Raw genomic sequence first — 25,440 nt, forward strand, 5'->3', positions numbered from 1 at the left:
GGCGTTGTGCATTGCAGCAGTGGCCGAAGCATAGAGGCACTGCCGCCGGAGCGTTGCCTTTTCGATAGCGCTCGCCGCGATATTCGGTAATGGCGAAAACGCGCCAGAGGTCCCATTCTTGCTCCCGGTCATGGTGTTTTCCTGGTTCATCACGATGAAGGAGTTCGCAATGGGGCATTTATTCACCCAATGGGTGCGTCGGGGTTGCCTGGCGCTGGGCGTGGCGGTCTGTGCGGCGAGCGCGCATGCCAACAAGGCCAACGACACCCTGACCTACGCCTCGGACAACGAGGTCGAGAACGTCAGCCCGTACCACAACAACATGCGCGAGGGCGTGGTGCTCGCCGCCATGGCGTGGGACACGCTGCTCTACCGCGACACCAAGACCGGCGAGATCAAGCCCCAGCTCGCCACGGCCTGGAAGTGGGAAACGCCCACGGCGCTGCTGCTCACGCTGCGCCAGGGCGTCACCTTCCACAACGGCGACAAGCTCACGGCCGACGACGTGGCCTACACCTTCAACGTGGTGACCGGCCCCGATGCCAAGATCGCCACGCGCCAGAACACCGACTGGATCAAGAGCGTGGAGAAGGTGGGCGATTACGAAGTGCGCATCCACTTGAAGACACCGTTTCCTGCGGCGCTCGAGTACCTGGCCGGCCCCACACCCATCTATCCCGCGGCCTATTTCACCAAGGTGGGGCTGGAAGGCTTCAGCAAGGCGCCCGTGGGCAGCGGCCCCTACAAGATCACCGCCGTGGTGCCGGGCCAGGGCGTGACCATGGTGAAGAACACCGCCTACTTCAAGGACAGTCCGGTGGGCCAGCCGAAGATCGGCACCGTGAAGTTCACCGTCATCCGCGATCCGGAGGCCCGCATGGCCCAGCTGATGACCGGCGCGGTGGACTGGATCTGGCGCGTGCCGGCCGACCAGGCCGATTCGCTCAAGGCAGCGCCCAATCTTTCGGTGCTGAGCGGCGAGACCATGCGGGTGGGCTTCATCTCCATCAACAACAACGGCACCACGCCCGAAGCTGCGCCTTTCAAGGATCCGCGGGTGCGCCAGGCGCTCAACTACGCCATCAACCGAAAGGGCCTGGCCGAAAGCCTGGTGCGCGGCGGCAGCCAGCCCGTCTATGCGCCTTGCTTTCGCACCCAGTTCGGCTGCGACACCAGCAAGGTGCAGCAGTACGAATACAACCCGGCCAAGGCCAAGGCGCTGCTGGCCGAAGCGGGCTACCCGACCGGGTTCGACACGGCCCTGTGGGCCTATCGTGAGCGCGAATATGCCGAGGCGATGATCGGCGACCTGCGCAAGGTGGGCATCCGCGCACGGCTGCATTTCGTTCAGTACCCGGCGCTGCGCACCGAACTGCGAGCCGGCCGTGCGCCGCTCACGTTCCAGGCATGGGGTTCGTTCTCGATCAACGACGCCTCAGCCTTCGTGGGCAACTTCTTCAAGGGCGGGCCGGACGACACCGCCAAGGACCCGCAGGTCATCGCGCTGATGCAGACGGCCGACGCCACCGTGGACAAGGCCGAGCGCAAGGCCAAGTACGCGCAGGCGCTGCAGCGCATTTCGGCGCAGGCCATGTGGGCGCCGCTGTTCACGTATTCGACCAACTACGCGTTCACGTCGGACCTGAAGTTCGAAGCCCAGCCCGATGAACTGCCGCGCTTTTTTCAGGCCAGCTGGAAGTAACGGCCCCGTCGCCGCCACCCTCCCAACGTTTCACCAGCCAGTGCCATGCTGATCTATATCTTTCGCCGGTTGCTCGTGGCGCTGAGCGTCATGCTGACCGTGGCGGTCGTCAGCTTCATGCTGCTGCACCTGTCGGGCGACCTGGCCACCGCCATCGCCGGCCCGGAATCGAGCGCCGCGGACGTGGAGAAAATCCGCGTGCAATACGGCCTGGACCGCCCCATCGTGGAGCAGTTCTTCGACTGGCTGGGCGCGGCAGCGCGCCTGGACTTCGGGCGATCGTTCTACTTTCAGAACACGGTGATGGAACTGGTCGGCGAGCGGCTGCCCATCACGCTCAAGCTCGGTGGCGTGGCCTTGCTGCTTGCGGTGGTGGTGGCCATTCCGTTGGGGGTGCTCGCCGCCCTCTACCGCGATACCTGGATCGACCGCGTGGCGCTGATGGTGGCGGTGGTGGGGCAGGCCATGCCGACCTTCTGGTTCGCATTGACGCTGGTGCTGCTGTTCGCCGTGGGCCTGAAATGGCTGCCCGTGGCGGGCAATGGCACCTGGCAGCATTTCGTGCTGCCGGCGGTGGCGCTGGGCTATTACGCCATGCCGGCCATGATGCGGCTCACGCGGGCCGGCATGCTGGACGTGCTGGGCGCCGACTACATCCGCACCGCACGCGCCAAGGGCCTGAGCCGCTCGCGCGTGGTGTTCAAGCACGCGCTGCGCAACGCCATCATTCCCGTGGTGGCGCTGGCCGCCGTGGAGCTGGGCTTCATGCTCGGCGGCTCGGTGGTGATCGAGTCGGTGTATTCCATGCAGGGGCTGGGGCAGCTCGCCTGGGATTCGATCGCACGCAACGATTACCCCGTGGTCCAGGCCGTGGTGCTGATCATCGCGGTGTTCTATATCGCGCTCACCTTCCTGGCCGACGTGCTCAACGCCGCGCTCGACCCACGCATGCGCACCCGCTGACACCGCCGCACCGGAGACCGCCATGAACGCTTCCACCACCCTTTCCTCCCCCGGCGCGGCGGCCACCCTGGCCCTGCCGTCGCCACCGGCCTGGCACCGCTGGTTGCGCCGCGTGCTGTGCCAGCGCGGCCTGGTGCTCGGTGCCATCGTGCTCATCGTCACGCTGGTGGCCGCGCTGCTCGCCCCCTGGATCAGTCCGCACGATCCTTACGCGCAGGACGTCACGCAGCGCCTCATTCCACCCGTCTGGCACGCCAAGGGCAGCTGGGAGCACGTGCTTGGCACCGACAAGCTGGGCCGCGACTATTTGAGCCGACTCATCTACGGCGCCCGCGTGTCGCTGCTGATCGGCGCGGTCACGGCGCTCATCGCCGGCGCCATCGGCACCACGCTGGGGGTGCTGGCCGGCTACTTCGGCGGCAAGGTGGATGCGGTGATCAGCTACATCATCACCACGCGCCTGGCCATGCCGGTGGTGCTGGTGGCGCTCGCCATGGCGTCGCTGGTGGGTGGTTCGCTGCAGGTGGTGATCGTGCTGCTGGGCCTGCTGCTGTGGGACCGTTTTGCCATCGTCACCCGATCGGCCACGCAGCAGTTGCGCGATGCCGAGTTCATCGCTGCGGCGAAGGCGCTGGGCGCCTCGACCCCGTACATCCTGGTGCGCGAGCTGCTGCCCAACCTGATGAGTGCGCTCACCGTGGTGGCGACGCTGGAGATGGCGCACGCCATCCTGCTCGAATCGACCCTGTCGTTCCTGGGCCTGGGCGTGCAGCCGCCCACGCCGTCCTGGGGCCTGATGGTGGCGGAGGGCAAGGCCTACATGTTCTTCCAGCCCTGGGTGATCCTGATCCCCGGCGTCGTGCTGGCCGTGCTGGTCCTGGCCATCAACCTGGTGGGCGACGGCATCCGCGACCTCACCGCGCCCGATGGCCGGAACTGAAAGGCAAAGACCCATGACCACTCCTTTGCTGGATGTGAAAAACCTCCGCGTGGACCTGCCCACCGAGCGCGGCATGCTGCACGCAGTGCGCGGCATCGACTTTCATGTGAACCGCGGCGAACTGCTGTGCCTGGTGGGGGAGTCGGGCTGCGGCAAGTCGATGACTTCGCTCGCGCTCATGGGCCTCTTGCCACGCAAGGCGGTGCGCACGGCCGACCACATCCGCTTCGACGGTGCCGAGCTGCAGGGCCTGCCCGAGCGCGGCATGGCGGCCCTTCGCGGCGCCCGCATGGCGATGATCTTCCAGGAGCCGATGACTTCGCTCAATCCTTCCTATACGCTGGGCGACCAGCTATGCGAGGCGCTGCGCGCGCACCGCAAGGTGAGCATGGCGCATGCCCGCGAGCGCGCCGTGTACCTGCTGGAGCGGGCAGGCGTGCCACAGGCTTCCGAGCGCCTGCGGCAGTATCCGCACCAGCTGTCTGGCGGCCTGCGCCAGCGCGTGATGATCGCCATGGCACTGATGTGCGAGCCCGACCTCATCATTGCGGACGAACCCACCACGGCGCTGGACGTGACCATCCAGGCGCAGATCCTGCGGCTTCTGCGCGAACTGCAGCAGGAATTCGGCATGGCTGTGGTGTTCATCACGCACGACCTGGGCGTGGTGGCGCGCATCGCCGACCGCGTGGCCGTCATGTATGCAGGGGAGGTGATCGAGACGGCGCCGGTCAAAGAGTTGTTTGCCCGTCCCACGCACCCTTACACCCAGGGTTTGCTCCAGTGCATTCCCGTGCGCGGGAAGACCTTGCCCGGCAGTCGCCTGCAGGCCATTCCGGGCGTCGTTCCCAGCCTGGTCGGCACCGTGCAAGGGTGCGCCTTTTCCAACCGCTGCGCGCACGTGCAGGCGGCTTGCGCCCACACGCCGCCGTATGTCGCGTTGAACGCCCGGCATGCCGCACGCTGCGTGCATGCCCGCCCCCTGGAGGAAGCCGCATGATCCCGACACCCGATCCCCTGCGTGCCTTGCCCGAATTACCGGGCAGCGACATCGCGCTCGAACTGTGCGCGCTGCACCGAAGCTTTCAGCTGAAGCGGGGGCTCTTCCGTGCCCCTGGCGAGATCCATGCCGTGAACGACGTCTCGCTGCGCATTCGCAAGGGCGAAACGCTGGGCCTGGTGGGCGAATCCGGTTGCGGCAAGAGCACGCTGGCCAAGATGCTGCTGGGCCTGCTCGCGCCCAGTTCGGGCAGCGTGCTGGTCGATGGCAAAGAGATCGACCCCCGCCACCGCCGTGCGCTCGCGCGGCGCATCCAGCCCATCTTCCAGGACCCGTATTCGTCGCTCAACCCGCGCCGCACGGTGGCGGACATCGTCGGCGTGCCGCTGCGCCTGCACCGGGTCGGTACGGCCGCCGAGCAGCGCCTGCGCGTGCGCGAAATGCTCGATCTCGTCGGCATGCCCGAGCGCACGCATGCGCAATACCCCAACCAGCTCTCAGGGGGGCAGCGCCAGCGCGTCGCCATCGCGCGGGCACTGGTGCTGCGGCCGGACATCCTGATCTGCGACGAGCCGACTTCGGCGCTCGACGTATCGGTGCAGGCGCAGATCCTGAATTTGCTGCTCGACCTCAAGGCCGAGTTCGGGCTGACCTATCTGTTCATCAGCCACGACCTGGGCGTGGTGGAGCACCTGGTGGACTGCGTGGCTGTGATGTACCGCGGCGCCATCGTGGAGCTGGGCACGCGCGAGCAGATCTTCGCCCGGCCCGAGCACCCCTACACCCGCCGGCTGCTCGCCTGCGCCCTCACGCCCGAGCCGGGCCTGGGCATTCCCGACATAGAGCGCGCCGCGCTGGCCTGACCCACCCGAGCGGCGCGGCCATTCTTCGTTCCACCCCACCGAGGACTTTTCCATGAGCCGTGACCAAGCCATTGCGCAGACGCTGGCCTGCTTCGACGACGGGCGCTTTCAGCAGACGCTGGCGCGCCGCGTCGCCTTTCGCACTGAAAGCCAGGACGCCGCCAGCGGCCCCATCCTGCATGCCTATCTGACCGAAGAGATGGTGCCCCAGTTACAGGCACTGGGCTTTGCCTGCCGCGTCGTGGACAACCCGGTGCCCGGAAAAAGCCCTTTCCTGCTGGCCGATCGCACGGAAGAGGGCGCCGCGTTCACGCTGCTCACCTACGGCCACGGCGACGTGGTGCGCGGATACGACGCCCAGTGGCGGGCGGGCCTCAAGCCCTGGGACATCGTGGTGGAAGGCAATCGCTGGTATGGCCGCGGCACGGCCGACAACAAGGGCCAGCACACCATCAACCTCACCGCGCTGGAGCAAGTGCTTGCGGTGCGCGGCGGGCGCCTGGGCTACAACGTGAAGATCATTCTGGAGATGGGCGAAGAGGACGGTTCGCCCGGCCTGGACGCCGTGTGCGCTAAAGAGCGCGAAGCACTCGCGGCAGACCTGTTCCTGGCGTCCGACGGGCCACGCGTGTCGGCATCCCGCGCCACCCTGTTCCTCGGCTCGCGCGGCGTCTTCAACTTCGACCTGCACGTGAAACTGCGTGAGGGCGGCCACCATTCGGGCAACTGGGGCGGCCTGCTGCGCAACCCGGGCATCCGGCTGGCCCATGCCATCGCCAGCCTGATCGACGAGCGTGGCCGCATCCAGGTGCCGGGACTTCGACCCACCGAGGTACCCGCCAGCGTGCGAGAGGCGCTGCGCGACATCGAAGTGGGCGGCGGTCCCGATGATCCCGAGATCGATGTGGACTGGGGCGAGCCCGGCCTCACGCCTTCCGAGCGCGTGATCGGCTGGAACAGCCTGGAGGTGCTGGCTTTCACCACGGGCAACCCCGCCATGCCCGTGCACGCCATTCCCTCGGAGGCGCGCGCGCACTGCCACATGCGCTATGTGGTCGGCTGCGACCCGACGGCCTTCCTGGGCCATATCCGCGAGCACCTGAACGCCCGCGGCTTCACCGATGTGGAGGTGCGCGGCACCGATGTGCACATGGCTGCCACGCGGCTGGACCCCGACGACGCCTGGGTGCGCTGGGGCCTGGCGTCCATTGAGCGTTCCACGGGGCGGCGCCCCGCGCTGCTGCCCAACCTGGGCGGCTCGCTGCCCAACGACGTGTTCTCGGAAACGCTGGGTTTGCCCACGCTCTGGGTACCGCATTCGTACCCTGCGTGTTCGCAACACGCGCCCAACGAACACATCCTGGCCGATGTCACGCGCGAATCGCTGCACATCATGGCCGGCCTGTTCTGGGATCTGGCGGAGCAGGGCCCCGGCGTGCATCGGGAGCGTGCCACGGCTTGATAGCCAAGTCGCTGTGGCCGGAAAGCGCTGCTAGGCATTGCTAGTGGTAGCAACCTTCAAAAAGGATGATCGAGAGCGTGTATTTTTCCGACCGCTCCCGTGCTGTAGTGAGCTACGGCGGCCCGGTTTACTATCTGCGCATGCTAAATCGTGTATTCCAAAACAAATTCATCAGCTTGCTCACGAGGGCGCAAGAGTCATGTTGAGCCCTGAGTTCGTTCAGGCGCTGTTGTCCGATCTGGAGTCGGATCGTGTAGAGCGGACAGTGTCCACCAGCAATACCGACAAATTTGCGCAGGCCATCTGTGCCTTTGGAAATGACTATCCCAACCATCGTCAGCCCGGTTATCTCATTGTTGGAGCCAACGATGATGGTAGCTTGGCAGGGCTGACGGTCTCTGATGAACTGCTGCGCAACCTTGCGGCCATCCGTGCTGATGGCAATGTACTGCCTCCCCCGGCGATGACTGTTGAGAAAGTCGTCATGCAAGCAGGATGCGAGGTGGCTGTGGTGGTGGTCCAGCCATCCACGGTTCCACCCATTCGATACAAGGGCCGTGTCTATTTGCGCGTCGGTCCGCGCAAGGGCATTGCCAACGAGCAGGAAGAGCGCATTCTGTCCGAGCGTCGCGCCAGCCTCGTGACTACTTTCGACGCCCATCCTGTCGGTGAGGCAGGATTGAACGATCTGACGATGCGCCTGTTCGATGAATACCGCATGCAAACGGTGGACGCGGGCACCATTGCAGCGAACCACCGTACCACCGAGGAGAAATTGGCATCCCTGCGCTGTTTTGATTTGACCTCTGGCAAGCCCACTGTCGCGGGGATTTTGTTATTCGGCACCAACCCGCGTTATTTTTTGCCTGGAGCCTATGTTCAGTTTCTGAAATTCCCAGGAACAACACTCACGGAAAGGCCGGAGGATGAACTGGAAATCTCTGGAGACTTGCGAACGGTGGTGGAAACAATGCGCCAGAAAATCGTAGGGCACAACCATGTCGCATCTACTCAAGGCGAAGGGTTTCGAGATCGCCCCATTCCCGACTATCCCGAATGGGCGTTGCGCGAGCTTTTTCACAACGCCGTCATGCATAGAGATTACCAGTCCAACACACCGGTGCGTTTTTATTGGTTTTCTGATCGTATAGAAATCCAGAGCCCTGGCGGCCTTTATGGCGAAGTCACGCAAGCGACCTTGACCCGCCGTAATAGCTATCGCAATCCTGTTTTGGCAGAGGCTATGAAATCCATGGACTATGTCAATCGCTACGGCTATGGCATCCAGCGTGCTCAGTCATTGCTGCTAGAGAATGGAAGTCCACCTCCTGAGTTCGAAATCGACGACAAAATCTTCCTCGTCACCATTCGCCCTTCCATCCGATGAAAACCATTGCCTTCTTTAACAACAAGGGCGGTGTTGGCAAAACTTCGCTGGTGTATCACCTAGCATGGATGTTTGCAGAGCACGGCGTACCCGTGTTAGCTGTGGATCTGGATCCTCAGGCCAACCTGAGTTCCATGTTCTTGGATGAAGATCGGCTGGCCGAGCTGTGGGACAACGGTGGCTCGAACACGATTTTTGGCAGCCTTCAACCATTGATGAACAGGACTGGGGATATTTTTTCTCCGCATGTCGAGAAAATAAGGCGGAATCTGGGGCTTGTTCCAGGCAATCTAGCCTTATCCCGATTCGAGGATTTGCTTTCCGAGAACTGGCCCAAGTGCCTGGATGGTCAGGAAGCTGCTTTTCGTGTCATCACCGCTTTTCATCGAATCATGCTGGATGCGGCCGGTCAGATAGGCGCAGAACTGGTTCTCATCGACGTAGGGCCGAATCTAGGGGCTATCAACCGGTCTGCATTGATCGCCGCCGAGCAGGTGGTCCTGCCTCTGGCGCCAGATTTGTTTTCTTTGCAAGGGCTGAAAAATCTGGGCCCTACGCTACGCGATTGGCGTAAGGGCTGGAAGAAGCGCTTGGGTGAACTACCTGACAGCGCAGGCATTGCAGCACCCAGTGGTGAGATGCAACCTGAGGGCTATGTCGTCATGCAGCACGGTATTCGAGATAACCGCCCGGTTAAAGCTTACCAGCGCTGGCTTGATCGCATTCCGGGTGTTTATCGGGAATCGATTCTTGATCGAACGGTGACCAAGCCCCCGTCTCCGGAGAAGGATCCATACAACTTGGCATTGCTTAAGCACTATCGAAGTCTGATGCCACTGGCGATGGATGCACGCAAACCGATGTTTGCCTTGAAACCGGCCGATGGTGCCATCGGGGCCCATGTGGAGGCGGTACGTGCTTGTTATCAGGACTTCTTTCAGTTGGCACAGCGCATTGCCACCAAGGCCGATATTGCTCTGCCTTGACTGATACGGGTTGTTTGTATCGTTAAATTGAAAATAAGGAACGTTGCAATGTGCGGTGTTGAATTGAAGGCATATCCCGAAGGCGTCCAGCGCGTGGCCGCCACGCTGCAGACGCTGGGCCACCCGCACATGCCGCGCATGCTCGACGACGCGGCGCGCACGGCGCAGCAGGCGGCCGATGGCCTGGGCATACTGGTCGGCCAGGTGGCCAAGAGCATCATCTTCCGGCGCAAGAGCGACGATGCCGCCGTGCTGGTCGTCACCTCGGGCGACCGGCGCGTGGATGAAAAGAAGGTGGAAGCGCACGTGGGCAAGATCGGCCGGGCCGATGCCGAGTTCGTCAAGGCGCGCACGGGCTTTTCGATCGGTGGGGTGTCTCCGGTGGGCCACGCGACCCCACCCGTCACGCTGATCGACCGCGAGCTTTTCCGCTTCGAGGAGATCTGGGCGGCTGCCGGCCATCCGCACAGCGTCTTCGCACTGCGCCCGCAGGATCTGGAGAAACTCACTGGCGCTCCCGTGGTCGATGTGGTGCAGGCACCGGTGTCGGCATGAGTGCTGCTGAATCGATAGCTGCTCGCGCAATGCTGTTGGGCGCTGGCGGGTATTTTGACGAGAGCAGTGCCGAGGGGGTGCCTTCGCCCTGCATCTCGGTGTGCCGCCTCTCGGCCGATGGCACTTTCTGCGACGGCTGCTTTCGCACGCTGGACGAGATCCGCGTTTGGGCGGGCTCCGATTCCACTGAGCGCCGCGCGATCTGGGCCCGCCTGGCGCAGCGCGCGGGTTTCGAGTTTCCGCCGCCGTCTCCGTTCGAGGACTTGCCGTGAAGCACATCACCTTCTATCTGGACTTCGTCTCTCCGTATGCCTGGCTGGCGTTCGAGCAATTGCCGCATGCCCTGGAAGGATTGAGCTACAGCGTCGAATACCGTTCCGTCCTGCTGGGCGCGCTGCTGCAGCAGCATGGCAATCCTGGCCCGGCCGGTATCCCGGCCAAGCGGCTGTGGACGTATCGCCATGCCGAGTGGCTGGGGCATTCGCTCGGAATGGGCCTGACGATGCCGGCGCAGCATCCGTTCAACCCGCTTTTGCTGCTGCGCCAGGCGCTGGCCTGCAGCGATGACGGCGCCATCAACCGCTTCGTGGCCGGCACCGTGCTGCGCCATGTGTGGCTGGGCGGGCTCGACGCCAACGATCCGGCGCGGCGAGAGGCACTGGCCGAAAACCTGGCGCAGCAACTGAGGCCGGACCCTACCGGCGGAACCGCCGCCAAGGCGCTGCTGCGCGCCAACACCGATGCTGCAGCGCAACGCGGCGTGTTCGGCGTACCGGCGTTCGAGGTGGATGGCCGCCTGTTCTGGGGGCTGGACAGTTTGCCGATGCTGCGCGCCTACCTGGCCGGCGACCCGTGGTTCGAAGGTCCTGCGTGGGCCCATGCCGAAGCCTTGCCTTCGGGCACGCCGCCTGCGGCAGCTTGAATGTCACTCCAGGCGGGCGCCAGCGGGTCGGCCCTGCCGCGCTGGGCTTCGCGCTGTCTGCGCCAGCTCGTGTCGCCCATTTCCTCGAAGTTCCCTTCATTTCAGGGTTAGTCCCCGGCAGGGTTTTCCCGTGGCATGGTGGGACCGCCTGGGCCGGCGCCAAGCCCCCTAACGGCAGTCTTGAGCCCTTTTCACCCCTGATTTACCGCATCGAGAAATGACGGGTCAGGGTCGGCCCTAGGTTTGTCAGTTGGGAGTCAGTCCGGCGTGCCGAAGGGTGCGCCGTGCTTGTCAGTGTTCGGTCAGATGCGCGTCCGATATTGCGGTCCAGGTTGCGACGAGTGCCCGGAAACCCCATCGCACCGTGCATTCCCGCGTTCCCCCGACAACCTATGGAGACAAGCACCATGGCTACCAATGCTGCACCCCGGCCCATGTCGCCGGAAGAAAGAAAAGTCATCTTCGCCTCGTCGCTGGGCACCGTGTTCGAGTGGTATGACTTCTACCTCTACGGCTCGCTCGCGGCCATCATCGCCAAGCAGTTCTTCAGCGGCCTGGATGCGGGCTCGGCCTTCATCTTCGCGCTGCTGGCGTTTGCCGCCGGCTTCATCGTGCGGCCCTTCGGTGCGCTGGTGTTCGGCCGGCTGGGCGACATGATCGGGCGCAAGTACACCTTCCTCGTCACCATCCTGATCATGGGCCTGTCCACGTTCATCGTGGGTGTGCTGCCGACCTACGCCAGCATCGGCGTGGCAGCGCCGGTCATCCTGATCGTCCTGCGCATGCTGCAGGGCCTGGCGCTCGGCGGCGAATACGGCGGCGCCGCCACCTATGTGGCCGAGCATGCGCCGCAGGGCAAGCGCGGTGCCTATACGTCCTGGATTCAGACGACCGCCACGCTGGGCCTGTTCCTGTCGCTGCTGGTGATTCTGGGCACGCGCACGATCTTGGGCGAGCAGGCTTTCGGCGATTGGGGCTGGCGCATTCCGTTCCTGGTGTCCATCCTGCTGCTGGGCATCTCGGTGTGGATCCGCCTGTCGCTGTCCGAATCCCCTGCCTTCCAGAAGATGAAGGCCGAGGGCAAGACCTCCAAGGCGCCGCTGGCCGAGTCGTTCGGCCAATGGAAGAACCTGAAGATCGTGATCCTGGCGCTGATCGGCCTCACCGCCGGCCAGGCCGTGGTCTGGTACACGGGCCAGTTCTACGCGCTGTTCTTCCTCACGCAGCAACTCAAGGTGGATGCCGTCACGGCCAACCTGATGATCGCCGCCGCGCTGCTGATCGGCACGCCGTTCTTCGTCGTGTTCGGTACGCTGTCCGACAAGATCGGCCGCAAGCCCATCATCATGCTGGGCTGCGTGCTGGCCGTGCTCACGTACTTCCCCGTGTTCAAGGCCCTGACCGAGGCGGCCAACCCCGACCTCGCCGCTGCCCAAGCCAAGAACAAGGTGGTGATCGTCGCCGACCCGGCCGAGTGCTCGTTCCAGTTCAACCCGACGGGCACGTCCAAGTTCACGAGTTCATGCGACATCGCCAAGCAGGTGCTGGCCGCCGGTTCGGTGAGCTATGACAACGAAGTGGCCCCTGCCGGCACGCCTGCGGTGATCAAGATCGGCGCGACGACCATTCCGAGCTACAGCGCCAAGGGCCTGCCTGCCGACCAGGTCAAGGCCAAGGACGTGGAGTTCAAGAAAGCGGTGGCTGACACGCTGAAGGCCGACGGCTACCCGACCAAGGCCGACCCCGCCAAGATGAACAAGGTGATGATGGTCGCCATCCTGACGTACCTCGTGCTGCTCGTCACCATGGTGTACGGCCCCATCGCCGCCATGCTGGTGGAAATGTTCCCCACCCGCATCCGCTATACGTCCATGAGCCTGCCGTACCACATCGGCAACGGCTGGTTCGGCGGCCTGCTGCCCACCACCTCGTTCGCGATCGTGGCCCAGACCGGCAACATGTACAACGGCCTCTGGTATCCCATCATCATCGCGGGCGCCACGGCGATCATCGGCACGCTGTTCATCCGCGAAACCAAGGACGTGGATATTTACGCGAACGATTGAACTTCCTGCATGACCCAAAGGCGGACCGCTGCAAAGTCGGTGGTCCGCAGTGTGTAAAGGTAGTCATGTGTTGGCAAAAAACGCCAAAGTGTGGCGGTAATGCATCAGCGTTGTTATCAAAGTGACTTTGCATGCTGGTATTTGGGTGGCAACACCTAAAATTTCGTAAGTAGTTGCACCAACGTCCGGCGGCCACCCGCTCTGCAGTGCCTACCCAACCATCTGATGAATAAAAGCATTCAAGGAAATCACATGCAAAAGACGAACCGTTTGGCACTGGCTGTGCTGGCCCTCCTGGGTAGCACCGCTGCCTTCGCTCAAAGCAGCGTCACGCTGTATGGCCGTGTGAACACCACGGTGGAACGCCAGGAAGTGGGCGACACCAAGACCACCGGTCTGTTCAACAACGCTTCGCGTTTTGGTTTCAAGGGCGTGGAAGACCTCGGCGGCGGCTTGAAGGCTGGCTTCCAACTGGAAAGCGGCTTTGCCTCTGACACCGGTTCTTCCGACGCACGTGGTTTCTTCGCCCGTCAAAGCGAAGTGAATCTGTCGGGTGGTTTCGGCGCCCTGCGTCTGGGCCGCTTCACGGCTGAGTCCTACTACGCTACGGCCGACTACGTCAGCCTGCACAACCATGACACCGGTTCGTCGTCCGACGCGTTCTACGCCTACGTGATGCCCGATGCCAACAAGATTTCCTACCGCACCCCTGACTTCGGCGGCCTGACCGTTGAAGGCGCCGTGGCTCTGCACGAGCAAGCCGTCGGCGTGAAGAACGCCTATGACCTGGCTGCCAACTACAACCTGGGCGCTCTGGCCCTGGGCGCTGGCTACAGCAAGCAAGGCGACGTGAACCAGTTCGCACTGCGCGGCCTGTACACGATGGGTTCGTTCATGTTCGGTGGTTACTATCAACGTGACGAAGACGCATACGTCCTGAACGGCGGCAAGCGCAACACCTTCCGTCTGTCGGGTGCCTACCTGATGGGCGCTTCGGAATTCCACGTGAACGTGGGCCGCGCCGGCAAGTACAAGAACGTGTCTGACAGCGCTGCTACGCAATACACGCTGGGCTACAACTACAACCTGAGCAAGCGCACCAAGGTGTACGGCTACTACACGAAGGTCAACAACAGCCGCAACGCTGCTTACATGACCGGTATCGCCGGCGCTGACTTCAGCTCCGTGGCAGTGGGTGTTCGCCACGCTTTCTAATTGCTGATGGACGTCGCTTCGCAGGTGGTTCCGGCCGCTCGCCAAGCGCTTCACGCAAACAGAGCCTCACATCCCGAAAGGGGTGTGGGGCTTTTTTTCAACCGTTTCGGCCGTTCTGGTCACTCAAAAAGGAGATAGGTATGTGGAAAATCGTCGTGGGCTTCGTTCTGTTTGCAGCGCTGTCGCTCTTCGTCATCATGAAAGCCGGGGACAAAGTGGACATGAGCGGTGAAAAACATGGAGCCGATGCGGTCCACGTGCCTGAAACCGCTGCGCCAGCGGCCAGCACCCCCGCGTCGGTGCCCGTACCCCCTGCATCCGCCGCCAGCAGCGCGTCTTGACGCGCTTGAAGCGCTGGGGCCGGGTGCCCGGCTGATGCGGCCTTGGGGCATTCGGCTCCGCCAAAAAAGCGAAGGCCGGCCAGTTCTCAGGAACTGGCCGGCCTTTTTGTTTTCATGGACCGGTTTTGGTTTTTTGGCTTGAAGCGAGTGGGTGGGCGAGGCGGCTCCTGGCAACTTGTCCTTCACCCTGGCCGTCAGCGCCTGAATTTTCCGTCCGATCCGATGATCGAAAGCTCGGCAAAGTCGAGCCCCGAATGATCGTCGGGCCCGTAGCTCACTTCGAGTCCGCCCAGGTCGAACTTCTGCAAGCCCTCCAGCGCGGAGCGAATGCGTTCCCGCGTGGGCTTGGGCCCGGCGCGGCGCAGGCCTTCCACCAGCACCTTGGCGGCCGCGAAGCCTTCCAGCATGGCCGGGCTGACGTCCTTGCCCTGCACCTTGGCCAGCTCGTGCGCTTCGCTAACCAGCGCCAGGTTCACGGCGCGTTCGTTGGGAAACACCTGGGTGACGATCACCCCGCGGGCGTTCTCGCCCAGGCTTTTGGCGAAACCCGCCGAGGCGTTGTTCGACAGCGTGACCAGCTGCGCCGCCGAGCCGGCCGCGCGGAGCGCCTTGTAGCCGTCGGCCACGGCGGTGCTGGAGGCGATCATCAGCACGGCCTGGGCCTGCGACTGGACGATTCGGGGCACGAGCGCCGAGAAATCGGGCTTGGATCGGTCGATCTTTTCCTGCAGCACCGCCTTGAGCTTGGCGTTGTCCAGCCCTTTCTGCGCGCCGGCCAGGCCGTCGGCCCCGAAGCTGTCGTCCGCATGGACCACGGCGATCTTGGTGACGCCGATGGACACCAGGTGCGCGATGGTTTTCTCGGCTTCGCGCTGGTAGGGGGCCCGCACGTTGAACACGTTCTTGCGCACCGGCTTGTGCAGCGCCATGGCGCCGGTGGATGGCCCGACGAGGGCGACGCCGTGCTGGTCCAAAACGGGAATGACGGCCTCGGTCGGCGGCGTTCCGCGCGTGAGGAAGAGCGCGGAAACGTGCTGCTCTTCGATCAGCTTGCGGGCGTTGGCAGCGGCCAGCTGGGGGTCGAGCTTGTCGTCCAGCGAGATCAGCTGCACTTTCTGCCCATGGATGCCGCCGCGTGCGTTGATCGCGTCGAGGTACAGCTTGGCGCCGTCGGTGGTTTCCTGCACGCCCGCAGCGACCGTTCCGGTGAAGCCGGCGGTCTGCCCGATGAGGATCTGCGCCGGCGCGACCGACAGCCATGCGGCCAGCGCGATGCCCGCGCCGAGTTTGTGAAGAGAAGTCATGGTGATGGATTGAGGGAGAAGGGATCACGCCACGCCCGGGCTTTGCAGGGTTGCAAAAACATTCTCAGGCAAGTGGCGGTTAACCGAACGGCATGGGAATTGTGCCGTTGCCAGATGATTCTCCACATATCCCCCTGCCCAGGGGTCGGCCATCGCGTCCAGTCCAGGGACGGAGCCGGGTCTTTTGAGGGAGGCAGCGCGGGTGAGGGCCATGGACGCACCGGGAAAAGGCGGCGCCAGATCATTCCAGGCCGTGCCTCAACGGCTGGCCGCACCCGTTGCGCAGCCCTGCCCTGGCCCCGTCCTGGTCTTGGCCCAGCTACTCCCTCAACCCCGGGCAGCGGGGATGACGGCGCTCAGGCGCCTTCATGGCGCTCAGCGGCGAAACTTGCCGTCCGTTCCGATGATGGACAGGTCGGCAAAGTCCAGCCCGGTGTGGTCTTCCGGGCTGAAATTGACTTCCAGGCCCCCCAGGTCGAACTTCTGCAGGGTTTCCAGCGCGGCGTGGATGCGTTCGCGGGTGGGCTTGGGGCCCGCGCGGCGCAGGCCTTCCACCAGCACCTTGGCGGCGGCGTAGCCTTCCAGCATGGCGGGGCTGATTTCCTTGCCCTGGGCCTTGGCCAGTTCCTGGGCTTCGCGCACCAGCGGGAAATTCATCGCCCGCTCATTGGGAAACACCTGGGTGACGATCACGCCGCGCGCATTGGCGCCCAGGCTCTTGGCGAAGCCTGCCGAGGCGTTGTTGGACAGCGTGACCATCTGCGCGGCCGAGCCGGCGGCCCGGAACGCGGCGTAGCCTTCGGCCACGGCGGTGCCCGAGGCGATCATCAGCACGGCCTGGGCCTGCGACTGAACGATCTTCGGGGCGATGGGGCCGAAGTCCGGCTTGGACCGGTCGAACTTTTCCTGCAGAACGGCCTTGAGCTTGGCGGCCTCCAGGCCCTTTTGCGCGCCCATCATGCCGTCGGCCCCGAAGCTGTCGTCCGCCTGCACCACGGCGATCTTCGTGATGCCCATGGACACCAGATGGGAGATGGCCTTTTCGGCTTCGCGCTGGTAGGTGGCGCGCACGTTGAAGACGTTCTTGCGCACCGGACGGTGCAGCACCATGGCGCCGGTGGACGGGCCGACCAGGACCACGCCGTGCTTGTCCAGCAGGGGAATGATGGCCTCGGTGTGGGGCGTGCCGCGGGTGAGGAACAGGGCGGAGACGTTCTGCTCTTCGATCAGCTTGCGGGCGTTGGCGGTGGCCAGCTGGGGGTCGAATTTGTCGTCCAGCGAGATGAGTTCCACCTTCTGGCCCAGCACGCCGCCACGGGCGTTGACGGAGTCGATGTACAGCTTGGCGCCATCGGTCGTTTCCTGCACTCCGGACGCGACGGCGCCCGTGAAACCCGCCGTCTGGCCGATGAGGATCTGAGCGTGCGCGGCGGACAGCAAGCCTGCCAGCAGCAGCGCCAAGCCGGTTTTGCGCATGAGGTTCATGGTGTCTCCTGTCGAATCCGTGAAAGACTGCAGAGGAAAGCCCTCCGCCTGACCGGCACCATGCCGCAGTTGGGAATTCGTGACAACCGGTAACACCCTGAGTGCGAAGCCCATTCCATCAGGCGGGGGGCGGTTGCCAATGGCCGAGTCGCCCCGATATGGGAAAACGCCCTACCTTCCGCACGCGGCCGCAGTCCATAGAATGCTTCGCCTCCCCACCCGAAAGACCCCCGATGACCCAGGGATTGATCCGCATCCACGGTGCCCGCCAGCACAACCTCAAGAACCTCGATCTGGACATTCGCACTGGCGAGCTGACGGTGGTCACGGGCCCGAGCGGTTCGGGCAAATCCAGCCTGGTGTTCGACACTCTCTATGCCGAGGGCCAGCGCCGCTACGTGGAAACCTTCAGCGCCTACGCGCGCCAGTTTCTGGACCGCATGGACAAGCCGGCCGTGGACAAGGTGGAGGGCGTGCCGCCCGCCATCGCCATCGACCAGACCAACCCGGTGCGCTCCAGCCGCTCCACGGTCGGGACGATGACCGAGCTGAACGACCACCTGAAGCTGCTCTTCGCCCGCGCCGGGCAACTGTTCGACCGCCAGACCGCGCAACCGGTGCGCCACGATTCGCCCGAAACCATCTACGCCGACCTGCAGCGCCGCTGTGCCGAAGCGGGCGACCCGCGCATCGTCCTGACCTTTCCGGTCGAATTGCCAGCCAACACGTCGCCCGAGCAGGTCGAGCAGTGGCTGTCTGCCAGCGGATTCACCAAGGTGCAGGCCGAGCGTGAGGTCGCAACGCCCACCGGCCCGCGCAAGCTGCTGGACGTGGTGGCCGATCGGTTCCGCCTCGGCACCGCCGAGAAGGCGCGCGTGGTGGAAGCCATCGAGGTGGCGATCAAGCGCGGCGCCGGGCGGCTGAACGTGTACCGACTGGTTGATGAAGGCGAGCCCGGATCCGCCGCCGGGCCGTCCCAAGGCGGATCAGCCCTCTCGGGGGGCAGCGCACCACGCGCAGCGAGAAGCGTGGGGGCGCGGGAGATTTGGCGCTTTTCCACCGGGCTGCATTGCCCGGACAGCGACTTGCGCTACAGCGAGCCGATCCCCTCGATGTTCTCGTTCAACTCCGCCGTGGGTGCCTGCGACACCTGCCGGGGTTTCGGCCGCGTGATCGGCGTGGACTACGGCCTCGTGATCCCCAACGAAAAGCTCACGCTGCGCGCGGGCGCGATCAAGACCATCCAGACCCCGGCGTGGAAAGAGGCGCAGGACGACCTCATGCGCCATGCCGAAACCGCCGGCATTCCGCGCGACACGCCCTGGTACAAGCTCACCGAAGACCAGAAGCAATGGGTCATCGGCGGCGCGCCCGGCTACAAGGACGGGCAGTGGAACAAGCAGTGGTACGGCATCAAGCGCTTCTTCGAATACCTGGAGAGCAAGGCCTACAAGATGCACATCCGCGTGCTGCTGTCCAAGTACCGCAGCTACACGCCGTGCCCCACCTGCGGCGGCGCGCGCCTGAAGACCGAGAGCCTGCTGTGGCGCGTGGGCGGCAAGGAAGATGCCGACGCGGCCATCGACCCCGCGCGCCGCTTCATGCCGCAAGGCGTGCAATGGAGCCGCGCGCAGCTCGAAGCGCTGCCCGGCCTGTGCCTGCACGACCTGATGCTGCTGCCCATCGACCGGCTGCGGCGCTTCTTCGACCGCATGGAGCTGCCCGAGGGCGATGCCGCGGCCGGGGGCGACGCGCAGGCGCTCAAGCTGCTGCATGAAGAGATCACCACGCGCCTCAAGTACCTGTGCGACGTGGGCATCGGTTACCTCACGCTGGACCGGCAAAGCCGCACCCTCAGCGGCGGCGAGGTGCAGCGCATCAACCTGACCACGGCGCTGGGCACCTCGCTGGTGAACACGCTGTTCGTGCTGGACGAGCCCAGCATCGGCCTGCACCCGCGCGACATGCACCGCATCACCGAGGCCATGCTGCGCCTGCGCGATGCGGGCAACACGCTGGTGGTGGTGGAGCACGACCCGGCCGTCATGCTGGCGGCCGACCGCGTGATCGACATGGGCCCCGGCCCCGGCGAGCGCGGCGGCTCCATCGTGTTCGACGGCACCACGGCCGACCTGCGCCGCGCCGACACGCTGACCGGCCAGTACCTGGGCGGCACCAAGCAGATCGGCATGGGCTACCAGCGGCACGTGACCGAATCGACGCCGCGCCTCATCCTGGAAGGCGCGCGCGAGCACAACCTGCAGAACGTGTCGGTGGAGTTCCCGCTGCAGCGCCTGGTCACCGTGACCGGCGTGAGCGGCTCGGGCAAGTCGAGCCTCATCCAGGACGTGCTGGCCCCCGCGCTGCTGCGCCACTTCGGCAAGGCGACGGAGACGCCCGGTGCGCACGACCGCCTGCTGGGCGCCGACCACCTGGGCGAGGTCGTCTTCGTGGACCAGTCGCCCATCGGCAAGACCGCGCGTTCCAACCCCGTGAGCTACGTGGGCGCCTGGGACGCGGTGCGTGAGCTGTTCGCCGTGGCGCCGCTGTCGCGCCAGCGCAGCTACACCGCGTCCAAGTTCAGTTTCAACTCGGGCGACGGGCGCTGCCCGACCTGCGGCGGTTCGGGCTTCGAGCATGTAGAGATGCAGTTCCTGTCGGACGTGTACCTGCGCTGCCCCGACTGCGACGGCAAGCGCTACCGGCCTGAAATCCTGGAAGTGACCCTCGAACGCGGCGGCCGCTCCTTCAACGTCGCCGACGTGCTCGACCTCACGGTGAGCGAGGCCGCCTCGCTGTTCGCCGCCGACCGCGACGTGATCCGCGCGCTGCAGCCCATCGTGGAAGTGGGGCTGGAATACGTGAAGCTGGGCCAGCCCGTGCCCACGCTGTCGGGCGGCGAGGCGCAGCGCCTCAAGCTCGCAGGCTTTCTGGCGGAGGCGGCGCGCAGCGAATCCAAGTCGCGCCAGCCGCTGGCGCGCAAGGGCACGCTGTTCCTGTTCGACGAACCGACCACGGGACTGCACTTCGACGACATCGCCAAGCTCATGCGCGCGCTGCGCAAGCTGCTGGATGCCGGGCATTCGCTCATCGTCATCGAGCACAACCTGGACGTGATCCGCGCCAGCGACTGGATCATCGATCTCGGCCCCGAGGGCGGCGACGGTGGCGGCCTGCTGGTGGCCGAAGGCACCCCCGAAGACGTGCGCCAGCACCGCACGTCGCACACCGGCCAGGCCCTGCGCGAGTACGAGCAGGCCCTGGGCGAGGGCGGCCACTCGGTGCACGAAAAGGCGGCGGTGCTACGAAAAGAGAAGCAGACCGCCCTAGCCAAACATGCGCCGGCAGCCAAAAACGCCATTGAAATCGTCAACGCCAAGGAGCACAACCTCAAGAACCTCAGCGTGGACATTCCGCGCGGCCAGTTCAACGTGATCACCGGTGTGTCGGGCTCGGGCAAATCGACGCTGGCGTTCGACATTCTTTTCAACGAAGGCCAGCGACGCTACCTCGAATCGCTCAACGCCTACGCGCGCTCCATCGTGCAGCCGGCGGGCCGACCCGAGGTGGATGCGGTGTACGGCATTCCGCCCACGGTCGCCATCGAGCAGCGCCTGTCGCGTGGCGGCCGCAAGAGCACGGTGGGCACGACCACCGAGGTGTGGCATTTCCTGCGCCTGCTGTACGTCAAGCTGGGGGTGCAGCACTGCATTTTCGATGGCGCCGCCGTGCAGCCGCAGACGCCCGACAGCATCGCCGCCCAACTGCTGCGCCACTTCAAGGGGCAGCACATCGGACTGCTGGCGCCGCTGGTGATGAACCGCAAGGGCGTCTATACCGAGCTGGCCGACTGGGCGCGCCCGCGCGGCTACACCCACCTGCGGGTGGACGGGCACTTTTTGCCGACCACGGGCTTTCCGCGCATCGACCGCTTCAAGGAACACACCATCGAGCTGCCCGTGGCCAGCCTGGACGTGTCGCCCGAGAACGAAGGGCTGCTGCGCTCGTCGCTGGCGCGCGCGCTGGAACTGGGCAAGGGCGTGGTGCATGTGCTGAGCCAGCTGGACGGCCTGAAGGACGCCATGCTGGCGGGCGGCGCCACCGCGCACATCGGCACGCTGCAGGCGTTCTCCACCAAGCGCGCCTGCCCCGTGTGCGCCACGAGCTATGCCGAACTCGACCCGCGCCTGTTCTCCTACAACAGCAAGCACGGCTGGTGCCCCGACTGCGTGGGCACGGGCGTCAAGCTCACCAAGGAGCAGCGCAAGGTGTTCGACGACTCGGTGCAGGACGACAAGGAAAAAGGCCGTGAGCAGACCTTTGCCGAACCCGAAGCCGAAGACATGGCCGACGTGGCCTGCCCCACTTGCCAGGGCTCGCGGCTGAACGCGACGGCACGCGCCGTGCGCTTCGGCGAGAACGCCGCTGCCGGCCGTGCGGGCGTGGGCATCGCCGCCATCGCTGCGCTGTCGGTCACCGACATTCGCCAGTGGATCGAAGGGTTGCAGCAGGGCGCGGCCTTGAGCCAGCGCGAGGCCGGCATCGCACGCGACCTGATCCCCGAGATCCAGAGCCGGCTCGAATTCCTGGAGGAGGTGGGCCTGGGCTACCTCACGCTGGACCGGGGCGCCCCCACGCTCTCGGGCGGCGAGGCGCAGCGCATCCGCCTGGCCGCGCAACTGGGCAGCAACCTGCAGGGCGTGTGCTACGTGCTGGACGAACCCACCATCGGCCTGCATGCGCGCGACAACCAGATCCTGCTGAACGCGCTGCACAAGCTGGGCGACAAGGGCAACACGCTGGTGGTGGTGGAGCACGACGAGGACACGATCCGCCGCGCCGACCACATCATCGACATCGGCCCCAGCGCCGGCAAGCGTGGCGGGCGGCTGGTCGCCCAGGGCTCGGTGGCGGACATCTCCGCGGCCGAAGACTCGCAGACCGGCCGCTACCTGCTGCACGCCATGCGGCATCCGCTCAAAGCCCGGCGCCCGGTGGTGCCGCCCGTGCATATCGTCCGTTCGGATGCTACTATTTTGATAGCTGTTACCGCAGATAATACTAGGGCGCAAGGCCAAAACGATACCAAAACGGCCGACCCCGAGCATTGGCTGACCGTTCGCGGCGCCCAATTGCACAACCTGCAGCACGTGACGGCCAGCGTGCCGCTCAACCGCTTGGTGGCCGTCACCGGCGTGAGCGGCTCGGGCAAATCGACCCTGGCGCGCGACGTGCTGCTGGCCAATGTGCAGGCCTGGGTGCAGCAGCGCTCCACCAAGGCCGGCCGCGACGCGATGGACGCCGGCAGGGCGCCCCCGCTCGTGGGCTGCACCGGCCTGTCCGGCTTCGAGACGGTGGACCGCGTGCTGGAGGTGGACCAGACCCCCATCGGCAAGACGCCGCGCAGCTGCCCCGCCACCTACATCGGCTTCTGGGACACCATTCGCAAGCTCTTCGCCGAAACGCTGGAGGCCAAGGCGCGCGGCTACGCGGCCGGGCGGTTCAGCTTCAACACCGGCGAAGGCCGCTGCCCGAGCTGCGAAGGCCAGGGCATCCGCACCATCGCCATGAGCTTTTTGCCCGATGTGAAGGTGCCTTGCGAGACCTGCCACGGCGCGCGCTTCAACCCCGAGACGCTCGCCGTCTCCTGGCGCGGCAAGAGCATCGGCGACGTGCTGCAGATGGAGGTGGACGAGGCGGTGGAGTTCTTCGCCAGCATGCCCAGCATCGCGCACCCGCTGCAACTGCTGAAAGACGTGGGCCTGGGCTACCTCACGCTGGGCCAGCCCAGCCCCACGCTGTCAGGCGGCGAGGCGCAGCGCATCAAGCTCGTCACCGAGCTGACCAAGGTGCGCGACGAGGTTGGCCGCCGCGGCCAGAAGGCGCCGCACACGCTCTACGTGCTGGACGAGCCCACGGTGGGCCTGCACATGGCCGACGTGCACAAGCTCATCCAGGTGCTGCACCGGCTGGTGGACGGCGGGCACAGCGTGATCGTCATCGAGCACGACCTGGACGTGATCGCCGAAGCCGACTGGATTCTCGACCTGGGGCCGGAAGGCGGCCGGGAAGGGGGGCGCATCGTTGCGGCGGCGGCGCCCGAGGACGTGGTGCGGCTGGGCACGCACACGGGCAAGGCGCTGGGGCCGGTGCTGGCGAGGGGATAGGGGCTGGTTTTAGAACGCATGGGACTGGAGGTGGCGTGCCCCCGTCGTTCTCTCCATGCACTCGGAGGGCGCGCGCAAATCCGATGCACGGCGCCCAGCGCCTTCAATTCATGGTTGTGCGCTGCAACGTGGGAATGACTTGGGTGCCAAAAAGCCGGTAGGAGTTTTCGAAAGAAGCCCGGTTTTCTCGATTACCCGCAAAAAATCCGACGATGTTGGCAGCACCTGTCAGCCTTGCTTGTTCAACGATTTGCTCGATCACTGCGTCCGGTGTGCCCGCGATGATGTCGTCCGTCAGGATGGATGGAATCTGCGTTTGCGCCGCCTGGGCATGTTCCCTGGCCTCCGAGGCGCTCTGGGCAACGAAGATGCAGCGGCGGACAGCCAATCGATCAGGGTTGCAGTGATTGCCGTTCGCTGTCCATGCACTCCGGTAGTTGTCGAAGAGTTCCTTGATCTGCGGCGTCGCCAAGAAGCCGGTGCATGCCTTGTACCCCCGTTGCGCTACCTCTTGCGCCGAGGCATTGCTGCGGATGGTGGCCCACACCGGCGGGCCGGGCCGCTGGAGCGGCCTGGGAAGCATGGGCAATTGGTCGAACGACCAATATCGGCCATGGTGAGACAAGGTGGGATGGCGCCATGCCTTGTCCAGAATGTCCAGCGCTTCGTTGAACATGGGCGTGATGTCCTCCTGAGCTATGCCGACCGCCTGCGCTTCTAAGGGGTTGGAGCCACGGGCGACGCCGACCTCCAGCCTTCCCCCGCTCAGGTGGTCCAACATGGCCACCTCCTCCAAAAAGCGCCACGGATGCCATAGGGGCAGGACCCAACCCAAGATGCCGATGCGCAAATTCCGCGTTCTGGCTGCGAGTGCGGCTGCAAGGATGCCGGGACAGGGAGAAATCCGGGCGCCACTGAAATGGTGTTCGCTGAAGAAGATGCCGTGAAAGCCAAGATGTTCGGCTTCGGTCCACAGGTTGAGGCGCCACGCGAACTCTTCTTGAAAGGCGTCGCGGCAATGGGTTGAGGCAGAGGGATCGGCGGATGTGTTGAGCTGCTCGAAAATCCAGGGCTTTATCGTGGTTTTAAGAGGCCTGGATGAATTCGGAGTTTTTTCGCGGGGGCGTTCAGGGCTGAGAAGCGAATCGTACATGGGTAGAAAAGGTCACTGGAGAGCGCAATGCGATTGAATGAATAAAGAAACGTGCTCACGCGTAATCGAGTTGATCGATGGCGTATTTGATTTCATTATTTTTTGGGGTGGAAGGATGTTTTGCGCTACCTCAATCCGTAGGGGCCGGAACAGAATTAATGGTGAATCAGGAATTCGATGATCAGTCCGCGTGTTGCCCTTCAATTTTTGAAGCGTCCCATCGTTTTAATTCAACGGCCCTGGCGAGCATTCCCAATGTCAGTGGAACTTTAATGACTTCTTTTTTTAACTTTGCTCGAAAGCCAGGAAAGGGCAATAATAGAAATTTTAATGGATTCAAACCCTCTCCGTTAAAGTATCTTTGAAAATTGAATGTTTCGTAATCTACTTCGAATTTATCAAAGAACTTTTCCATGAAATCTACTGCGTCATCTCCTGTGATTTGCAGATCATCCTCTATTGTTGTGAATTGATTTAGAATTTTGCTCGGAAAAACACCAGATTCCTTTCTGGCGAAATCCTCTATTTCTGCAATAAGATTTCTGTCCATTAAAAATCCTGTCCTCTTCGTTTGCAATTTCCACAAACAATACTTTTAACTGCAACATACTCTTCCAGGTGACTGTAGGAAGAATCTTGTATTTCAGTTCAAAAGGCAGAGCTTTCCTTGACACAACAGGGAACCTCTCAAAACCTCCGAATTTGCAAATTCGAGCGCCGTAACTCGTTGATTTGTAAGGGCGCCGAGTGGCTGGGATAGGGGTTTTGAGAGGCTCCCTGGAGTGCAGGGGGCGGGAATTTTTAGTCGCCCCTGCAAAACCCTGGCAACCCGCATGAACACTGGGTTTTCGCCAGTTCCGCTAGTTGCTTGATCCCCTGAGAATCAACAAATCAGATTTTGTTTTCTGGGAGTTTTGCAGATGTCCGAG

General features: G+C 64.1%; 19 protein-coding genes. 15 read left to right on the top strand and 4 right to left on the bottom strand.

What is annotated here, in order from left to right:
• The first annotated feature begins 169 nt into the window (after positions 1 to 169).
• From AVHM3334_RS13175 to AVHM3334_RS13240, 14 genes are all read left to right on the top strand, one after another.
• On the top strand, positions 170 to 1,702 hold the full coding sequence (locus AVHM3334_RS13175) for an ABC transporter substrate-binding protein (RefSeq protein ID WP_284412910.1): 1,533 nt from the start codon (positions 170 to 172) through the stop codon (positions 1,700 to 1,702).
• A 45-nt stretch (positions 1,703 to 1,747) separates the two neighbouring features.
• Positions 1,748 to 2,665 carry an ABC transporter permease gene (locus tag AVHM3334_RS13180; protein ID WP_284412911.1) on the top strand — a complete coding sequence of 306 codons (918 nt, stop codon included), beginning with the start codon at positions 1,748 to 1,750 and terminating at the stop codon, positions 2,663 to 2,665.
• 22 nt (positions 2,666 to 2,687) lie between these two features.
• Positions 2,688 to 3,605: an ABC transporter permease gene (locus AVHM3334_RS13185; protein WP_284412912.1), complete on the top strand. Its 918-nt coding sequence runs from the start codon at positions 2,688 to 2,690 to the stop codon at positions 3,603 to 3,605.
• Between the two features lie 13 nt (positions 3,606 to 3,618).
• Positions 3,619 to 4,605: an ABC transporter ATP-binding protein gene (locus tag AVHM3334_RS13190; protein WP_284412914.1), complete on the top strand. Its 987-nt coding sequence runs from the start codon at positions 3,619 to 3,621 to the stop codon at positions 4,603 to 4,605.
• On the top strand, positions 4,602 to 5,468 hold the full coding sequence (locus AVHM3334_RS13195) for an ATP-binding cassette domain-containing protein (RefSeq protein ID WP_284412916.1): 867 nt from the start codon (positions 4,602 to 4,604) through the stop codon (positions 5,466 to 5,468). Before AVHM3334_RS13190 ends, AVHM3334_RS13195 begins: the two co-directional genes overlap by 4 nt.
• Before the next feature lie 52 nt (positions 5,469 to 5,520).
• The gene (locus AVHM3334_RS13200; protein WP_284412918.1) at positions 5,521 to 6,930 is read left to right on the top strand and encodes a M20 family metallopeptidase; all 1,410 of its coding nucleotides are present in this window, start codon (positions 5,521 to 5,523) and stop codon (positions 6,928 to 6,930) included.
• A gap of 199 nt (positions 6,931 to 7,129) precedes the next feature.
• Complete coding sequence (locus tag AVHM3334_RS13205; RefSeq protein WP_284412920.1) at positions 7,130 to 8,317, top strand: ATP-binding protein; 1,188 nt, start codon at positions 7,130 to 7,132, stop codon at positions 8,315 to 8,317.
• Positions 8,314 to 9,303, top strand: coding sequence for a ParA family protein (locus AVHM3334_RS13210; protein WP_284412922.1), 990 nt, complete (start codon positions 8,314 to 8,316; stop codon positions 9,301 to 9,303). Before AVHM3334_RS13205 ends, AVHM3334_RS13210 begins: the two co-directional genes overlap by 4 nt.
• A 48-nt stretch (positions 9,304 to 9,351) precedes the next feature.
• On the top strand, positions 9,352 to 9,858 hold the full coding sequence (locus tag AVHM3334_RS13215) for a YbaK/EbsC family protein (RefSeq protein WP_284412924.1): 507 nt from the start codon (positions 9,352 to 9,354) through the stop codon (positions 9,856 to 9,858).
• Between the two features lie 29 nt (positions 9,859 to 9,887).
• Complete coding sequence (locus AVHM3334_RS13220) at positions 9,888 to 10,130, top strand: DUF1289 domain-containing protein (protein ID WP_284412926.1); 243 nt, start codon at positions 9,888 to 9,890, stop codon at positions 10,128 to 10,130.
• Positions 10,127 to 10,780, top strand: coding sequence for a 2-hydroxychromene-2-carboxylate isomerase (locus tag AVHM3334_RS13225; RefSeq protein ID WP_284412927.1), 654 nt, complete (start codon positions 10,127 to 10,129; stop codon positions 10,778 to 10,780). Before AVHM3334_RS13220 ends, AVHM3334_RS13225 begins: the two co-directional genes overlap by 4 nt.
• A gap of 407 nt (positions 10,781 to 11,187) precedes the next feature.
• A complete protein-coding gene (locus AVHM3334_RS13230; RefSeq protein WP_284412930.1) occupies positions 11,188 to 12,846 on the top strand; it encodes an MFS transporter in 1,659 nt (552 codons plus the stop codon).
• Positions 12,847 to 13,098: 252 nt separating this feature from the next.
• Positions 13,099 to 14,061 (top strand): porin, encoded by a 963-nt coding sequence (locus AVHM3334_RS13235; RefSeq protein WP_284412932.1) that lies wholly within the window; start codon positions 13,099 to 13,101, stop codon positions 14,059 to 14,061.
• 140 nt (positions 14,062 to 14,201) lie between these two features.
• On the top strand, positions 14,202 to 14,402 hold the full coding sequence (locus tag AVHM3334_RS13240) for a hypothetical protein (protein WP_284412934.1): 201 nt from the start codon (positions 14,202 to 14,204) through the stop codon (positions 14,400 to 14,402).
• Between the two features lie 194 nt (positions 14,403 to 14,596).
• On the opposite strand, the gene AVHM3334_RS13245 is transcribed toward AVHM3334_RS13240, so the two are convergent.
• Both AVHM3334_RS13245 and AVHM3334_RS13250 read right to left on the bottom strand, forming a co-directional pair.
• Complete coding sequence (locus AVHM3334_RS13245) at positions 14,597 to 15,706, bottom strand: ABC transporter substrate-binding protein (protein ID WP_284412936.1); 1,110 nt, start codon at positions 15,704 to 15,706, stop codon at positions 14,597 to 14,599.
• Positions 15,707 to 16,081: 375 nt separating this feature from the next.
• Positions 16,082 to 17,191: an ABC transporter substrate-binding protein gene (locus tag AVHM3334_RS13250; RefSeq protein WP_502869905.1), complete on the bottom strand. Its 1,110-nt coding sequence runs from the start codon at positions 17,189 to 17,191 to the stop codon at positions 16,082 to 16,084.
• A 233-nt stretch (positions 17,192 to 17,424) separates the two neighbouring features.
• Between AVHM3334_RS13250 and uvrA the strand changes: the two genes are divergently transcribed.
• On the top strand, positions 17,425 to 23,358 hold the full coding sequence (gene uvrA / locus AVHM3334_RS13255) for an excinuclease ABC subunit UvrA (RefSeq protein WP_284412938.1): 5,934 nt from the start codon (positions 17,425 to 17,427) through the stop codon (positions 23,356 to 23,358).
• 103 nt (positions 23,359 to 23,461) lie between these two features.
• Here the strand turns inward: uvrA and AVHM3334_RS13260 are convergent, their stop codons facing one another.
• Together AVHM3334_RS13260 and AVHM3334_RS13265 are read right to left on the bottom strand one after the other, a co-directional pair.
• A complete protein-coding gene (locus AVHM3334_RS13260) occupies positions 23,462 to 24,511 on the bottom strand; it encodes an LLM class flavin-dependent oxidoreductase (protein WP_284412939.1) in 1,050 nt (349 codons plus the stop codon).
• Between the two features lie 181 nt (positions 24,512 to 24,692).
• Positions 24,693 to 25,061 (bottom strand): DUF1493 family protein, encoded by a 369-nt coding sequence (locus AVHM3334_RS13265; RefSeq protein ID WP_284412941.1) that lies wholly within the window; start codon positions 25,059 to 25,061, stop codon positions 24,693 to 24,695.
• Positions 25,062 to 25,440 lie beyond the last annotated feature (379 nt).

It is taken from the genome of Acidovorax sp. SUPP3334 (assembly GCF_030159055.1).
Lineage (GTDB): Bacteria > Pseudomonadota > Gammaproteobacteria > Burkholderiales > Burkholderiaceae_C > Paracidovorax.

Coding starts and splice junctions, on each gene's coding strand:
- AVHM3334_RS13175 (WP_284412910.1), top strand. CDS start 170: ATGGGGCATTTATTCACCCAATGGGTGCGTCGGGGTTGCCTGGCGCTG.
- AVHM3334_RS13180 (WP_284412911.1), top strand. CDS start 1,748: ATGCTGATCTATATCTTTCGCCGGTTGCTCGTGGCGCTGAGCGTCATG.
- AVHM3334_RS13185 (WP_284412912.1), top strand. CDS start 2,688: ATGAACGCTTCCACCACCCTTTCCTCCCCCGGCGCGGCGGCCACCCTG.
- AVHM3334_RS13190 (WP_284412914.1), top strand. CDS start 3,619: ATGACCACTCCTTTGCTGGATGTGAAAAACCTCCGCGTGGACCTGCCC.
- AVHM3334_RS13195 (WP_284412916.1), top strand. CDS start 4,602: ATGATCCCGACACCCGATCCCCTGCGTGCCTTGCCCGAATTACCGGGC.
- AVHM3334_RS13200 (WP_284412918.1), top strand. CDS start 5,521: ATGAGCCGTGACCAAGCCATTGCGCAGACGCTGGCCTGCTTCGACGAC.
- AVHM3334_RS13205 (WP_284412920.1), top strand. CDS start 7,130: ATGTTGAGCCCTGAGTTCGTTCAGGCGCTGTTGTCCGATCTGGAGTCG.
- AVHM3334_RS13210 (WP_284412922.1), top strand. CDS start 8,314: ATGAAAACCATTGCCTTCTTTAACAACAAGGGCGGTGTTGGCAAAACT.
- AVHM3334_RS13215 (WP_284412924.1), top strand. CDS start 9,352: ATGTGCGGTGTTGAATTGAAGGCATATCCCGAAGGCGTCCAGCGCGTG.
- AVHM3334_RS13220 (WP_284412926.1), top strand. CDS start 9,888: ATGCTGTTGGGCGCTGGCGGGTATTTTGACGAGAGCAGTGCCGAGGGG.
- AVHM3334_RS13230 (WP_284412930.1), top strand. CDS start 11,188: ATGGCTACCAATGCTGCACCCCGGCCCATGTCGCCGGAAGAAAGAAAA.
- AVHM3334_RS13235 (WP_284412932.1), top strand. CDS start 13,099: ATGCAAAAGACGAACCGTTTGGCACTGGCTGTGCTGGCCCTCCTGGGT.
- AVHM3334_RS13240 (WP_284412934.1), top strand. CDS start 14,202: ATGTGGAAAATCGTCGTGGGCTTCGTTCTGTTTGCAGCGCTGTCGCTC.
- AVHM3334_RS13245 (WP_284412936.1), bottom strand. CDS start 15,706: ATGACTTCTCTTCACAAACTCGGCGCGGGCATCGCGCTGGCCGCATGG.
- AVHM3334_RS13250 (WP_502869905.1), bottom strand. CDS start 17,191: ATGAACCTCATGCGCAAAACCGGCTTGGCGCTGCTGCTGGCAGGCTTG.
- uvrA (WP_284412938.1), top strand. CDS start 17,425: ATGACCCAGGGATTGATCCGCATCCACGGTGCCCGCCAGCACAACCTC.
- AVHM3334_RS13260 (WP_284412939.1), bottom strand. CDS start 24,511: ATGTACGATTCGCTTCTCAGCCCTGAACGCCCCCGCGAAAAAACTCCG.
- AVHM3334_RS13265 (WP_284412941.1), bottom strand. CDS start 25,061: ATGGACAGAAATCTTATTGCAGAAATAGAGGATTTCGCCAGAAAGGAA.